We start from the raw sequence: 15378 nt of genomic DNA on the forward strand, positions 1-15378 counted from the left end.
ATTCCGATGGCCCGACTCCGCCCCTGGGAGCCTCCGCATGATCCCTCGCACGCTCATGTCCCGCAGGTGGTCCGGCCGGTGCGCCGCGACGGCCGCCCTCGCGGTGGCGACGCTGTCCTTGCCGGTCGCGATGGTGTCACTGCCGGTCGGGACCGTGCCGGTCGGGTTCGGGCCCGGCCCGTTGCCCGCCGCGAACGCCGAGCCCGGGGATCATCCGATCGCGTTGCAGAGCCTGGGACTGGGCAAGTCGCTCCAATTCCCCGGCCGCGAGCACGAAGTCACCCTCACACTGCCGTTGCTGCCGGGCCTCGCGCCGACCGCGATCACCGGCACCGTGCAGCTGCCGCCCACCCTGGCGCGGGGCACCCTCGAAGCTCGCTCGGATCAGCGGCTGCTGGATCGGGTAGGGCTGCCGCAGGATCCGCGCGCCCCGATCCGGATCTCGCTGGCCGGGGCCAAACTTCAGGGCTCGGCCGTGAGCGTCGCCCTGACCTCGGCGCTGCTGCCGGAAGCCGGTATCTGCCCGGAGGATTGGCAGGGGCAGCCGCTCACCCTGACCGATGCCGCGGTGATCTACTCCGGCGAGGAAGCGCAGCCGACCACGGTGGCGGAATTCCTGCCGCCGGTCCTGAACAAACTGACCGTGTACACCCCGGCCACCCCGTCGACGACCGAGAGCGCGGCGGTGCTGTCGCTGACCACCGCGGTGACCGCCCGCTACGCGAATGCGCCTGTCACGGTGGATATCCGGCCGATCGCGAGCGGGGCGACACCGCCCGATCATCCGCCCGCCTTCCTGGAACGCCAGATCGTGGTGCGGGAGGACGCCGACGCCGGGGTGCGGCTCACCGCCGGGGCCGCGCCGGTGGTGACCGTCTCCGGTGACGCGAAGGCGCTGCCGACCCAGATGCGGCTGCTCACCAGCGATCTCGCCAAGGCGGCGCTGGGCACCTCCGCGACCGCGCTGGGCCTGCCCGCCGCGCCGCAGCTGGCCCCGGAGACCACGACGCTGGCCGAGCTGGGCCAGAACCGGCTCAGCGCGACCGCCATCGGGTATGTGCGGATCGACTTCGCCGTCGATATGACCCGGTTGGGCCGTTCGTCGAAGAATGTGCGGATCAACCTGTACGGCAATCACACTCCGCTGCCGGACACGCTCAACGGTCAGCTCGCGGTGACCGTCGGGGACCGGCAGCTCGCGGCCTGGCCGGTGACCTCGTCGGGGCACTTCGATCAGTGGGTCGATATCCCGAACGCGTTGCTGACCCGCTTCACCACGGTGTCGGTGACCCTGCAGCAGGCGGGCCTGACCCACGGCTGCGGGCTCGAGCAGCCGGTGACGCTCACCATCGATCCGGACGGTGTCGTGCGGAGCGATCCCGCGACGCCGCCGGTGCCGGGCGGGCTGGGCGCGGTGCCGCAGGCGCTGCTGCCGCGGGTCCAGATCGGTTTGAAGACACCGGGATTCGCCGATACCGTGCGCGCCGCGCAGGTGCTGATCGCGGTGCAGCGGCTCACCTCGGTGCCGCTGCGGCCGGAGCTGGTGAGCTTCGACGACGCGGTCCGCTCGACCTTGCCCGCGGTGTTGATCGCGGCGGACGGTGATGTCCCGCAGTCGATTACGCTGCCGCTGTCGCGCAGTGGCGAGACGCTCACCGTCTACGGCGACGACGCCGAACTGGAGACGAAGATCGATCTGCGACCGCCGCTGAACTTCGGCTCGCTGCAGGCCACCTGGACCGGTAAGCGGGTCGTGGTGGTGGCCACCTCCACCGCGGCCCCGCAGAATCTGGACCGGCTGCTGACCTGGCTGATCGCCGATCCGGACCGGTCCTTCCGGCTGGCCGGGCCGGTGCTGTTGCAGGTCGGCGATCGGGATCCGGAGCTCTTCGATCCGCTGGCGGGTTCGCCCGAGGCAGAAGCCGCCGCGAAGGTCACCGACACCGAAATCCCGCTGGCCCGCCGGATCGCGCTCGCGGGCGGGATCGCGCTGGCGGTGGGCGCGCTCGGTGCGATCGCGATCCTGTTGCAGCGGCGGCGTTCCCGCTGACCCGGCCATGACCGCCGACAAGCACACCGGAGGCCCGGCTCGGACGGTGCCGTGGCTCATCGTGGCCCGGCTGGTGATCGTGGTTGGTTGCACCGTCGGTGCGTTCTGGAACCTGTGGCGCGAACTGATCGAGGATGTCCAGCAGGGCGCGGATATCGGCTATGTGTTCGCGCTGCCGGTGCTGGCAGTGCTGGCGACGATCGGCATGGCGTTGCGCCGCCGTCCGGAACTGCCCATCTACGACCGGCAGACCGACATCATCGTGGGCCTGATCGGGCTGGTGGCGACCGCGCTGCTGATCGGGCTGCTGGTGCTGCGCTACCCGTACGAATACGAGGCGCTGCATCTGGATCTGCTGGCCGCCACCTTCTTCGCGATCAGCGTCAGCGTGCTGCTGTTCGGGTTGCGGCCGGTTTTCCGGTTCTGGCCGGTCGGGCTGTTGATGCTGCTGACCGTGGTGCCGATGCCGTATCGGCTGGTCGTGGCCTCCCTCGGCGGCAATCGGATCGCGGACGGCGCGGTGATGTTGATACCTGCTGCGGCAGCGGCGGCCATCGCGGCGGGACGCACTCGCGTGCGGGCGATTGCGGGCGCACTGGTGGCATTGGTGGCCGGCTCGGTGGTGCTGGCGGCGATGGCGGTCTGGTTTCCGCACGCACCGCTGATCGCCTATCAGTTGATCCCCGCCCTGGTCGGCGCGTATACGGCGACCACCGTCATGTATCTCGACCATAGGCGCTGGACCAGCCTCAGACCGCTGGACCGTCCGTTCCTGCCGCCGACGGCGGCCCGCTCGCGCGCCGCGGCATTGACCGCGCTGATCGCGGCGGCGCTGCTGGCTCTCATTCCGGTGCCCGAGGAGTACGTGGTCCACGCGCCGCAGATCGCCGGGCTGCGTCTGGCCGACTCCCCCACCGTCGCGCCCGGCTGGCAGCTGGTCGGCGAACGCGTCTACCCGTGGGCCCCGAAGTATTTCGGCCGCGGTAATTCCTGGACCCGGCAGAGTTGGCAGGCCGTGCGCGGAAATCCGGCCTGGGACAAGGAATCCCGGCGGCGCCGGCTCGCCGTCGACATCGTCACCACCAAGACCCTGCACGGGCTCGACAACTACCGCGAGTTCACCATGTACCGGCTGGACCAGCCGCGCATCAGCCCGCCGGTACGCATCGAGCTCGGGCACGGCGTGCAGGCGCGGCTCAATACCGTGGTCGATGACCGGCAACTGCTGAGCTGGACCTGGCTGACCTGGACCTGGAAGGGCGAGAGCGGCGACTACCAGCGGATCAGCCTGATCGCGGCGGACAATCATCTGCCCGACGCGACATTCCCGCAGCCCGAACCGTCGGTGACGCGGCTGCTGGACAACCAGATGCATCAGATCCTGCGCGGCAACGCGGTGGTGCTGAATCCGGAATCCGACGAGGGCGACCCGGATTCCGAGCACAAGGACCGCGACATGCTCACCGCGGTCGCCCGGGAGATCGTGCGGATCGGAGCGGGCGAATGACCGAACTTCCGGGACTGGCAACAGATTCCGAGCGGGAGCGGGCGCTGCACGCGGCGGTGCACGGGTTGCGGGAGACCGATCCGATGGCGTCGGCGTCGGTGGCTTTCCTGCCGTGGCAACGCAATACACTGCTCGCGGCGGCTGCGATCACCGTGGTGTGCCTGGTGTTCGCGCCCATGGTGACGCTGGTCGTGGTGATGGCGGGGTGCACGCTCGGGTACAGCGCGGTCATGATCGACCGGATACTGATCTTCACGCGCGGGATGTCGCGCGACGCGATTCTCACCGTGGACGACGAGACCGCTCGTGCTCTGCCCGATGATCAGTTGCCGCCGTACACGATTCTGGTCCCCGCCTACGGTGAGCCGGAGGTGGTGGGTGATCTCATCGCCGCGCTCAACGGGCTCGACTATCCGCGCGATCGCATGCAGGCGCTGCTGCTGCTCGAGGAGGACGACTCCCCCACCATCGAGGCGGCGCACGCGGCCGGGATCGGCGAGGCGGGCAGTGAGCACATCACCATCGTGCTGGTGCCCGCCGCGGATCCACGCACCAAGCCGAAGGCGTGCAACTACGGATTGCATGCCGCCACCGGCGATATCGTCACCATCTACGACGCCGAGGACATTCCCGACCCGCTGCAGCTGCGGCGGGTGGTGGCGGCGTTTCGGCGTTTGCCGCGCTCGGTGGTGTGCATTCAGGCCAAGCTGGCGTTCCACAACGCCCGGCAGAATCTGCTGACCGCCTGGTTCACCATGGATTACGGGCTGTGGTTCGGGTTCCTGCTGCCCGGGTTGATGCGGTCGGCGTCGCCGATTCCGTTGGGCGGCACCTCGAATCATTTCCGGCGCAATGTGCTGGTGGCTATCGGTGCGTGGGATCCGTACAACGTGACCGAGGACGCGGATCTGGGGGTGCGGATCGCGGCGCGCGGATATTCCACGGCCGTCATCGATTCCACCACGCTGGAGGAGGCGAATCCGGATCCGATCAACTGGGTGCGGCAGCGGTCGCGCTGGTACAAGGGGTATCTGCAGAGCTGGCTGGTGCATGCGCGGCGGCCGATCACGCTGTGGCGCAAGATTGGTCCGGTCAGCTTCCTGCGGTTCACGTTGTTCCTGGCGGGGACCCCGATCATCGCGTGCCTGAACCTGCTGTTCTGGTTCGTCACCCTGGCTTGGGTTTTCGGGCAGCCGGAGGTGATCGAGAGGATTTTCCCGGCCGCGGTGTACTACCCCGCGCTGCTGGCGCTGGTGTTGGGGAATGCGGCGACCGTGTACATGAATCTGCTGGCGTGCCGGGAGAACGATCGGCCCGATCTGCTGGTGGCGTGCCTGCTGTCGCCGGCGTACTGGCTGCTGATGGCGATTGCCGCGAGCAAGGGGTGCTGGCAGTTGCTGCGCAATCCGTCGTACTGGGAGAAGACTTTTCACGGGCTGGGTACCACGTCGGAGGACAAGTCGTGAACCGGATACCGCGTCTGATCTTCGCCGGATCGGCCGTGCTGTACCTGGCGACCGGCACCTTCGTGGCGGCCGGGCGGGCGGAGTTGATGGGCGATGCGCTCAGCCGGGTGTCGGCGACGCAGTCGGCTCTGTTCAGCCGGGACCCGCATCTCTCGGCCATCGGTTTCGTGTTCACGCCGCTGAGCTCGCTGGCGCAACTGCCGTTCGTGGCCTTGTCGGGGCTGTTTCCGGCGGTCAGCCGGTGGGGGCTGTCCGGCGTGCTGATGACCGCGCTGTTCATGGCGGGCGCGGTCACCATGATCTGGGGCATCGGGACCGATCGGGACGCGCCGCGCTGGTTGTGCGCGCTGGTGACAGCGGTTTTCGCGCTCAACCCGATGGTGGTGTTCTACGGCGGCAACGGGATGAGCGAGGCGCTGTTCCTGTTCTGCCTGTGCTGGGCGATGCGGCGGCTCATACGCTGGACGCGCACCGACGGCGTACACGATCTGGTGGCGGCCGGAATCGCGCTAGGGCTCGGCTATCTCACCCGCTATGACGCGCTGGCTCCGGCCGGGGTGGCGGCGCTGCTGGTGTTCGCGATCACCTATCGGCGGCGCACCGAGCAGCGATTCGCCGGGGCGGCAATGGATTTGGTGGTGTTGAGTGCGCCGGTGGTGCTGGCGTTCGTGGTGTGGGCGGCGACCAGTTGGCTGATCACCGGGCAGGCGTTCCAGCAATTCACCTCGCAGTACGGCAATTCCGCGATTCTCGAGCAGTCGGGTGCGACGGCGGGACGTCCGTTCGACGCGGTGCAGTATTCGCTCGGTGCCATCCTGATTCTCGCGCCGGTGCTGCCGCTGCTGCTGCCCGTGGTCGCCGCCCTCGGGTGGCGTCGCCGCGATGCCCAGGTGCTGGTGCCGATCCTGTTGTGCGGCTCGGTGCTCGGGTTCCAGGCGTTGAGTTTCGCCAGCGGCTCCACCTTCGCATTCCTGCGGTTCTACGTGGCGGCGATTCCGCTGGCCGCGATCCTGGCGCTGCAGATTCCGGCCGCCCGCGGGTGCCCGCCCAGCCATCGGCCGGGCAAGTACGCCGAGTGTGTCGAGCCGGAAAAGGTTGTGCCGGAGACGGTTTCGCGGCCGTCTGCGCGGCGGCGCGAGCTGGTCCCGATGCTCGGCGCGGCGGCCGCGGCGCTGCTGCTGGTCGTCTCCCTGCCCGCGACGGCGGTGGGCATGAACAGCCAGCTCATGGCCGTGCAGGAATACCCGCTGCGTGCGGTCCTCTTCCCCGACCCGAACAACGTGAGCGACAAGTACTTCGACCAGGCTCGCATCGCGGCCACCTTCTCCACCGAACGCAAACTGGCCAACTACCTCGACGCCCTGCACCTCCCGCCCGGCTCCATCCTCATGGACACCGTCTACGGCTTCGCCGTCCTGGTCGCCTCCGCCCAACCGGACCGCTTCGTCATCCCCTCCGACCAGGACTTCGTCCGCATCCTCAACCGCCCCGCCGAACGCGGCGCCAAATACATTCTCGCCGTTCCCAACACCGGCCGAGGCACCTCCGACGCGGTCAACCGCCGCTACCCCACCATGTACGAAAACGGCGCCCAGATCGCCACCCTCGAACTGGAAATCCCCAACGACGGTGCAGGCCAGCCGAACTGGCGTCTCTACCGGGTAATCGGCAGCTGACTCCAGAATCGGCCAGTCAGAGATACTCGCACACGGCAGCGAAAATCGAAGCGGGTTCCGCCCGCAGCAGCCCGATAGCCCGGTCCGCCACTTGTTCGGCGCAATCGGCGAACAGCCCTTCACGAGCACCGGCCGGTTCAGCGCACTTTCGTGACGGTGGCGATCCGGGGCCGATAGCACGTCTGCTGCGCACGATGAGCGACTACTCGTGTCGCGTCGGTTGGCACAATTGCGGGCATGATCTCTGACCTCGATCCTTCCACCGTCGTCGTGCATGCCGGCCGCCCGGAGCGCGTCCCGGACGCGCCGCTCGGCGGGTCGCCGGTGTTCAGCTCGACCTACATCGCGGGCGGCGACCGCGGCTACGGGCGGTTCGGCAACGACGCGTGGATGGCGTTCGAGCAGACCCTCGGTGAGCTCGAGGGCGGTCGCGGGCTGACCTTCGCTTCCGGCATGGCGGCCGCCGCCGCGATCTGTGACCTGGTCCCCGTCGGCGGTCGTGTCGTCGCCCCGCGGCACGCCTACAACGGCGTACTCGGCCTGCTCGACCAGCAGACTTCGACCGGCCGACTGCACGTGCAACGCGTGGACATAGCCGACACCGCCGAGGTGTCCGACGCCGTCACCGGCGCGGACCTGCTGTGGATCGAGTCGCCGACCAACCCGGCGATGGAGGTCGCCGACCTGCCGGCACTGTGCGCGGCGGGCCGGGCCGCCGGTGCGACCGTCGTGGTCGACAACACTTTCGCCACGCCGCTCCTCCAGCAGCCACTGGCCTTCGGTGCCGACATGGTCATGCACTCGGCCACCAAGTTCATCGCCGGCCACTCGGATGTCGTCCTGGGTGCAGTCGTCACCGCGGACGACGACCTGTGGGCCGCCCTGGAGTCCAGGCGCCGCACCCTCGGCGCGATCCCCGGCCCGATGGAGGCCTGGCTGGCACTACGAGGCCTGCGAACCCTCGCCCTCCGGCTGGACAGAGCCCAATCCAACGCCGCCTCCCTCGCCGAACGCCTGCTCGACCACCCACGCGTCAGCCGAGTCCGCTACCCCGGTCTGCCCGACGACCCCGGCCACACCCGCGCGGCAGCCCAAATGTCAGGCTTCGGCGCAATCCTCGCGTTCGAACTCGGCGGCAACGCCGAAGCCGCACAACAAGTCTGCGAAAGCACCAAACTATGGGTACACGCAACCAGCCTCGGCGGCGTCGAGTCAATGCTCGAACGCCGCCGCCGCTGGCCCGCCGAAGCCCCAACCATTCCCACCGACCTGATCCGATTGTCAGTGGGCATCGAGCACCCCGACGACCTCTGGTCCGACCTCGAGCAGGCCCTGAAGCCTTAGAGCTGCCGAAAGCCGACCGCCCCGACCAGCACGCTGCGGTGAAGAATCAACTCACCGTGCCGCCCCGAGGCCGCCAGAACCCGAATCCACCGAGTTTCGAACAACCAGCCACACCTCGCACCTTCCGCAGTCATGCGGCGTCAAACCGCCAATTTCACTGCAGTGGTGCGCGATTAAGCCAGTCGATCTTGCCACCGGCCGTACCTGGGAACGCACTGCATTGCCGATTTCCGGATGGGATCGCCGGTGAGTCTGTCCTTGGCTGGCGCACCCGTCCCGCGACAATCTGACCGCGAGTAAGTCGGGTCCTGTTAACACATCGATGCCGCGAGGAGGTAGTGCCTGCCATGCGTTGGTTCGACCTGAATCTGCCCGTTCCTGCGGATAACGCACGTAAAACCTGGGACACCACCACCGATCCCCGCACGCTGGTCAGCGCGGTGTTCTCGATGGTGGCACCGATCGAAACCGAGATTTTCGCCTCCGGCCTCGGTGGTCTCACCGGCGTGACCGAGCCACTAGCGGAAGCGTTGGCCGCGCCCGACTTCACCGGGTACCGCCTGGCTCCTGCCACGACCGAACCCACGGAATTCCCCAACGACTATGGCCCAGACCCTTCGACCCTGGTCTTCCCACGCGTGTACGCACTCCAGATCACCGGTCAACCAGGTGTCGATGACTTCGCCGAAACCTACACGTTTGTGCTATCCGAGCGCCTCACCGACTTCTTGTGCACCCGTGACCCCGCCTTGGCGAGCAAGTACAGGCGCAGGGAGGTCGATATCAGCGGCGGGCCGGTCCGCGGCACCATCTCCGAGTAAGCAGAACACGTCCGCCGCGAGGGTGCTTATGTCGGCTGGCCTGCACATGCCCAGTGACGGAAGGTATCCGCACCTGCCGCGACCCGGGTGCCCGGAGCCAGTGCTGGTGCCAGGCACACTCGGCGAGACCGCCCGTAGTTCTGTCATCTGGCGACGAACAAAAATCGGTGCTTCATTGTGTGCGTGGCACTGGCGGATGTCCCCACCAATGAATGCTGCGGTCGTCGACTCGCAGATTGCCCACCACGGTTCCCAGTGGTTCGCCGATATCGAAATCGGCCACATCGCGGCCGTACCGTTTCGGGTCAGGGGCTGCGGTCAACTCCGGGTCAAACATGGTCGAGAACGTGTTGTCACGAGGGTCGTAGGTCGACCGTCGCAACCCGAGCACACCGTCGAAATACGGCGATCGATAGACGACTACGAAGGTCCATTCATCCTCGACCCAGGCGTCCTCCACAGCGATGACCGCGGCCTCTGTGATCGTGCTCGACATCAGCCGTCTCAGGCATGCGGAAACGGCCTGCTCAGCCCACCGTGGAGATTCCACCGCAGTGAAGTGCTCGCTGAGGCGGCGATGGGCCTCCGTGATCACACGGGGCTGAGGCTCAGACCGATGGTTGGATTCGGGATCCACACGGTCATTGTGGTGCCTTGGCGCTCCATCTCCGTGCACAAACCCTTCCAGTAATGCAGACGGGACATGTCTACCGAACGCACTACATTGCCGCATATCGTGCGGTTCGGAACGGGCCAAACCCGCTCACCGCCAGGCACACCGAGCACCCGCACAACGACTGAGCCCCGTCCGGCTGCCGGACGGGGCTCAGTCAACTCGCGGGCTTCTCGCCAGCCCTCAAGCGCTACTTGCTCTTTGACGGTGATTCTATTCCGGTTCGGGACTCGACTCCCTCGGCATCCAATATCTGCACGTCAAATGCCCTGTTCGCACGACAACTCACGTTCCGAAGCCGAATAACCTCTGGGCGTGGGAGTGCTGACTGTCTGTCGTGCCCGCTCCAGATCCTGGCCGGCACCCGGTCCTCACACCAGACTTAAGTAGCCGAGTTGGGTCTTCATCCATCACGACCAGTAACGGAGGGGTGCTGGTTACCAGTCGTGATTCCGTGCAAGCTCTACTTTCGCCTGCGATAGCAAGTCGCACTGGAGTGTCTGACAGTGAGCCCACCAGTCAGGGTGCGCGACAGAGTCGCGAACGGCATCATGCAGGCCACGGGCATGGGCGACTACACGATCACGCAAGACTTCCGAACAGATGATCTCGATACGCTTCTCTGCCAGCCAAACGTTTTCGATCAACCGCTTCAAATCCTGTGGGGTGCCTCCGCGTTCCCGAACGTCGAGTTCCCTCTGGAGGCGCTGGGCAGTTTCGAAGTAGTCGAGGAGCGCCGATTTCAACTCCTCGCGGTGCGCAAGGCGACTCTCAGCGCGGAACCGAAGCTTCGCCTCGCGGGCCGAACTTCGTTGCACGAGAAGCGTTGCCGATGCGCCGAGACCCGCACCGAACAGCGGAAGAAGTCCTGTCACCAACGTCGTGGTGACACCAGCCGTCATGACCAGATTCTCCCAATCTGCTGGCCTGTCTGTCGGGCGATCGCCAGTATCCATTCGACCGGTGTGCCGCCGCCGTCGACGCCAGCCACTGAATCAGCCGACGGAGAGCAGAAAGCTGGGACATTCAGCAGCTGGCGAATCAACAAGGGACCAAATCGATTCCCCCAGCAGTACTCTTGCAGTTGAAGCGAACGCTGTCCTTAGGGACAGACACATAGACCGGGTTGTCATTGCCACCGACATTGACTCGGAGCCGCACCGAGCGGCCCTGCAGTGCAAGGCCATCGCAAGCCACCTCAACCTGATAGGTGTCCTTCGACAGCGCAGGAATCGCCAACTGGTTTTCTACGCTGATCGAGGTAAGGCCCGGACCGCCCAGGTCGGACGCGCTCACACGTACGCCTACGAGCACAACACTTACGTGAATCGTCACAGCTGACCGACCTTCGTTCCGGACATCTACGAGCCCTGTGAACGTATCCGTCGACTTGCCTGCACATTTCGTCGCGTCGCCGTCTATGACGGGATCCACCGTAACTTCCGCTCCGCCGACCGCGAGGCTCGCCCGCCCCAAATCCTCGACAGCACGAGCAGTACGCCAAGCCTCCCATGCGGCGACCGATGAGCCGGCACTGGCCAGCAGCGCTGAAGCAGCAATAGCCACCGTTGCAACTTTCGCCAAGTCGCGTGTCGGCCTGGCCGCTTGCTCCGCTCCCAACTCCCCCGTCAACACAGATGTTGCAGTCTCAGTCCGTAGGTTTGATTGAGCCGCCGAAGGATTCGCTCCCTGGCCAGCCCCTAGAGCAGGTCGACGCGGAAGCCACCACCAAGTTGTTGTGGAATCGCCTTTGTCAGGCTCAGACATCGTTCCCCCAGCGCCACAGTACGTCCAAGCCGCCATTGTCCGACATCCAGTCATTCCGCATAGCAGGAAGTGATGGGGCGGGCGAGAGTGAGGCAGCCAAAGATCACCGCACTGCCCTGATACCTCACCATTCGTCGGCACCCGTTTGGTAACAAGGCATTCCGGACGGCTCGACGCAGACCGGGCGAACATGGATCATCCTCGGCAGGGACTGAATCCCAACGAGCGCACCGCGCTTGTCAGGATTCTGAAGGAATCGGGGGATCTCATGACCGCAGCCCTTCTTGCAGCAGTTTCCGGCGTTGTCGGGTTGGCGATAGGTCGCCTGTGGGACAACAGGTCCGAGTCGATGCGGTGGATCCGCGACCGGAAAATGACGACCTACCAGGTCTTGATCGAGAAGTACGGGGCGGTATTGGAGTCGATATACGAGCTCGCACTGACAGAGCCGACCGACGAGACCACGGCAGCACGCGAACGAAGTGACCTTCGCGCGTACTGGAACAGCGCCGTCGCGACCGTGTCCCTGCACGGATCGACCGGTGTGGTCGTGGCCTTGGATTCCGTGGACCACGAGATTGTGAAGCTGCATGAGGCGGCAGTCCGACAACGACCGATGACACAGCAGCAATGGAACCAAGCATCCAGTTCAGCCCATCAGGCGTTTGGGCACTTCATAGAGGCTGCGCGGAAGGAACTCGGTTTGTCCCGCGTACCGGAGTCCTCCCCTCACCGCGCCGCGGGCGGTACCTGACGCCTGGCCGTTGATGATCCCCAATAGCCCGCCAGACCAATCGCGCTGAAGCGCCGCGCTGGCCTAATTCCCCGTCCATCACTAGACAAGATTGAGCCCCGACCGGTAACCGGACGGGGCTCAGTCAACTCGCGGGCCTCTCACCAGCCCCCCAAGCGCTACTTGCTCTTTGACGGTGATGCTATTCCGGTTCGGAACTCGACCCGATCACGCGCGCCGCGGAACCTCACAGAACCGGTGCCCACCAGCGTAGATGATGAAGTTGCCCAGCTTCGTGACGGTTTCGCGTCACGCCGTCGACCAACCTCTGGCACGCTAGATAGCCGGGAGCCAAAGCAACTAGCGGCCCAAACGATCACAGTCAGTTCGCCGCAGTTACAAGCGCTTCACGACGTGGTCCACATGCCGGCCGCGACGACAACGATCGGGTACCGAGCGGGAGGTTCGGCGGGGTGGAACCAGTAACGATGATCGCCGCGGCAATCGCCGCGGGCGCAGCAGCAGGCTTGACAGACACAGCCAAGAAGGCTGTCACCGACGCCTATCTGGCGGCCAGGGCGATCATTACCCGCCGATACCAGAACGTCGATATCAGCGTTGTCGAAACCCGCCCGGGGCTGCCGTCCAGACGCGCAGTGCTCGCCGACGAACTCCAACTCGCCGGTGCTGGTAACGATCCCGAACTAATTCAAGCCGCACAACACCTGCTGGTCGTGGTCCAACAGGCGGCGCCGGCTGCTGCCGAAGCCGTCGGCATCCAGTTACGGCGCATCGAAGCCGACGAACTCGAAATCAGCTACGTCACCTCAAGCGGGAGCGGCGTTATTGCGGAAGACATCAAAGCCACCGGTACAATAAGAATCACTGACGTCCACGCCGGCCCCCAGGAGCCGCCCCACCCTCCGACCGCGGCGCGGCGTTAACCCGCAGCCTCGCCGCGCCGCCAGATTCCGCAATACATGTCTCGCGAGCGACGGTCGGTCGCGACTTCATTGCCACAGTCCATCAGCATCTCCCGGCCCCGGCGCCCGTGGGTCGGATCGTGTATGGCGTGATTCCCCAGCAGCCAAGGCATTTTGTCGACCGTGACGAAGCCCAGCAGTTGCACCAGGCCGTCGGCCAGTCTCGCATCGTTGTGGTTGTCACTGGGCTACGCGGAATTGGAAAAACCCAGCTCGCCGCTGAACTCGCCCGTCACCAAGTAATCGACGGTGACGGTCTCGTGGCCTGGATCAACGCCGAAACCATCGACAACTCCCGCACTGCCCTCGCCGATATCGCAATTCGACTGAGAATTGTTGGCCCCGAGGAAGACTCGAACATCGCAGCATACCGACTGCGCGACCACCTATCCAGCAGACACGAACCCGCACTCCTTGTATTCGATAACGCCACCGACCCCGACCGGCTCCGCGATTTCCTGCCGACAGGCGACGGTAGCCGAGTTGTCATCACCACCACCGATCACGCTTTCACGTACTTAGGCGAAACCATCGATCTCGCTGGCTACACCCCTAGCGAAGCAGTCCACTACCTCTGCCAAGCCACCAATCTCACCGACCGCATCGCCGCCAGTCAACTCGCCGATACACTCGGTCACCACCCGCTAGCCCTTGCCGCAGCTGCTGCGACCATTACTGGACTACGGCTGAATTTCACTCAGTATCAACGCCTGCTCGACACACAGGCACTGCCGGAAGCGTTAGTACGCAGACCTGGCCAGGACTATCCACGCTCTGCCGATCAAGCGATTTTACTTGCCCTCAAAACGACCGAAGCTGCTTCCGTCGACCTCAGTCTTGATACCGCAACATGCGAACTAATCGAGCTGATGTCAATGCTGTCCGCCGCTGGCGTTAACCGCAGGATCCTGCCCACCCTCGCCGGGCAACTCGACAAAGCCATTGAACGCTGTGTCACCGGATCGATCATGAACTGGTCCGACACCGGCGACACCATTCTGATGCACCGACTGACCGCCCGCGTCATCCGTGAACGTGCCCAAACCAACAACACCACAAGACAACTCATCTTCAATGCGCTAGCCCTGGTCGCGGAGCAGATACCTAAAATAGAGGATGCCTGGGCAAACCGAGAGCTCGTATTTCATTTGGTCGACCAGATCGATGCCATCTGGAACACGAACATCGCTGAACGGGCCGGAACCGACGAAACAGTACTCGCCCTCACAGCCCGAAGGTGGGCAGTCACCCAACTGCATGAGCTAGCGGACCTCCCAAGAGCTATCGACCGCGCGGAAAACACGCTCACTGATCGCGAGCGCATCCTCGGCCCGATCCATCCCAGCACCCTCACCAGCCGTGACGACCTCGCTGCCGCCTACGAATCCGCAGGGCAGCCCGACAAAGCCATCACTCTCTACAAAGCCACCCTCACTGATCGCGAGCGCATCCTCGGTGCCGACCACCCTGACACCCTCACCAGCCGCAACAACCTCGCCTACGCCTACATGTCAGCTGGGCTGATTAACAAAGCCATCGCCCTCTACGAAACCACCCTCGCCGACACCGAGCGCATCCTCGGTGCCGACCACCCTGACACCCTCACTAACCGCAACAACCTCGCTGGCGCCTACGAATCCGCAGGCCAACTCGCCAAAGCCATCACGATCTACGAAACCACCGTCGCCGACGCGGAGCGCATCCTCGGTGCCGACAACCCCAGCACCCTCACCTACCGCAACAACCTCGCCGGCGCCGTCAAATCCGCAGGCCAACTCGACAAAGCCATCGCCCTCTACGAAACCACCCTCGCCGACTATGAGCGCCTCTTCGGCGCCGACCACCCCCGTAGTCTTGGCGGTCGCAACAACCTCGCCTCCACTTACCGGTCAGCGGGGCAACTCGACAAAGCCATCGCCCTACTCGAGGCCACCCTCGCCGACTACGGGCGCCTCTTCGGCGCGGATCACCCCAGCACCCTCACCTGCCGCAACAATCTCGCTGGCGCCTACGAATCCGCAGGCCAACTCGCCAAAGCCATCGCCCTCTACGAAACCACCCTCACCGACACCGAACGAATCCTCGGTGCCGACCACCCTGACACACTAGCCAGCCGCAACAATCTCGCCGACGTCTACCGGTCAGCGGGGCAGCTCGATCAAGCCATCGCACTACTCAAGGCCACCCTCACCGACACCGAACGAATCCTCGGTGCCGACCACCCTCTAACACTTATTGGCCGCAACAACCTCGCCGGCGCCTACCGGTCAGCGGGGCAGCTCGATCAAGCCATCGCACTACTCAAGGCCACCCTCACCGACACCGAACGAATCCTCGGTGCCGACCACCCTCTAACAC

12 protein-coding genes are annotated in these 15378 nt (G+C 65.3%); 9 read left to right on the forward strand and 3 right to left on the reverse strand.

The features are described 5' to 3' along the window. Positions 1-37: 37 nt before the first annotated feature. The 6 genes from ACFXHA_RS40760 (at position 38) to ACFXHA_RS40785 (ending at position 8864) form a co-directional block, all read left to right on the forward strand. On the forward strand, positions 38-2050 hold the full coding sequence (locus tag ACFXHA_RS40760) for a hypothetical protein (RefSeq protein WP_379365972.1): 2013 nt from the start codon (positions 38-40) through the stop codon (positions 2048-2050). A 7-nt stretch (positions 2051-2057) separates the two neighbouring features. Beyond that, entirely contained in the window at positions 2058-3557 is a 1500-nt protein-coding gene (locus tag ACFXHA_RS40765; RefSeq protein WP_379365974.1) for a hypothetical protein, read from the forward strand. Continuing rightward, complete coding sequence (locus ACFXHA_RS40770) at positions 3554-5023, forward strand: glycosyltransferase (protein WP_379365976.1); 1470 nt, start codon at positions 3554-3556, stop codon at positions 5021-5023. Before ACFXHA_RS40765 ends, ACFXHA_RS40770 begins: the two co-directional genes overlap by 4 nt. Then, complete coding sequence (locus ACFXHA_RS40775) at positions 5020-6699, forward strand: ArnT family glycosyltransferase (RefSeq protein WP_379365978.1); 1680 nt, start codon at positions 5020-5022, stop codon at positions 6697-6699. Before ACFXHA_RS40770 ends, ACFXHA_RS40775 begins: the two co-directional genes overlap by 4 nt. Positions 6700-6936: 237 nt before the next feature. Further along, entirely contained in the window at positions 6937-8043 is a 1107-nt protein-coding gene (locus ACFXHA_RS40780; RefSeq protein WP_379365980.1) for a trans-sulfuration enzyme family protein, read from the forward strand. 347 nt (positions 8044-8390) lie between these two features. Next, positions 8391-8864 carry a hypothetical protein gene (locus tag ACFXHA_RS40785; protein WP_379365982.1) on the forward strand — a complete coding sequence of 158 codons (474 nt, stop codon included), beginning with the start codon at positions 8391-8393 and terminating at the stop codon, positions 8862-8864. Between the two features lie 172 nt (positions 8865-9036). On the opposite strand, the gene ACFXHA_RS40790 is transcribed toward ACFXHA_RS40785, so the two are convergent. From ACFXHA_RS40790 to ACFXHA_RS40800, 3 genes are all read right to left on the reverse strand, one after another. Then, entirely contained in the window at positions 9037-9501 is a 465-nt protein-coding gene (locus ACFXHA_RS40790; RefSeq protein WP_379365984.1) for a hypothetical protein, read from the reverse strand. A 473-nt stretch (positions 9502-9974) separates the two neighbouring features. Then, entirely contained in the window at positions 9975-10439 is a 465-nt protein-coding gene (locus tag ACFXHA_RS40795) for a hypothetical protein (RefSeq protein WP_379365986.1), read from the reverse strand. Positions 10440-10578: 139 nt separating this feature from the next. Further along, positions 10579-11103, reverse strand: a complete 525-nt coding sequence (locus ACFXHA_RS40800; protein ID WP_379365988.1) for a hypothetical protein — start codon at positions 11101-11103, stop codon at positions 10579-10581. Between the two features lie 391 nt (positions 11104-11494). Here ACFXHA_RS40800 and ACFXHA_RS40805 point away from each other — a divergent pair, with 391 nt between their 5' ends. The 3 genes from ACFXHA_RS40805 to ACFXHA_RS40815 all read left to right on the forward strand — a co-directional run. Then, positions 11495-12058, forward strand: a complete 564-nt coding sequence (locus tag ACFXHA_RS40805) for a hypothetical protein (protein WP_379365990.1) — start codon at positions 11495-11497, stop codon at positions 12056-12058. A gap of 452 nt (positions 12059-12510) precedes the next feature. Then, entirely contained in the window at positions 12511-12981 is a 471-nt protein-coding gene (locus tag ACFXHA_RS40810) for a hypothetical protein (RefSeq protein WP_379365992.1), read from the forward strand. Between the two features lie 128 nt (positions 12982-13109). Then, positions 13110-15378, forward strand: a 2269-nt coding sequence (locus ACFXHA_RS40815) for a tetratricopeptide repeat protein (protein ID WP_379365994.1), incomplete at its 3' end; no start/stop codon positions are given.

The organism is Nocardia sp. NPDC059240 (assembly GCF_042753865.1).
Classification (GTDB): Bacteria; Actinomycetota; Actinomycetes; order Mycobacteriales; family Mycobacteriaceae; genus Nocardia.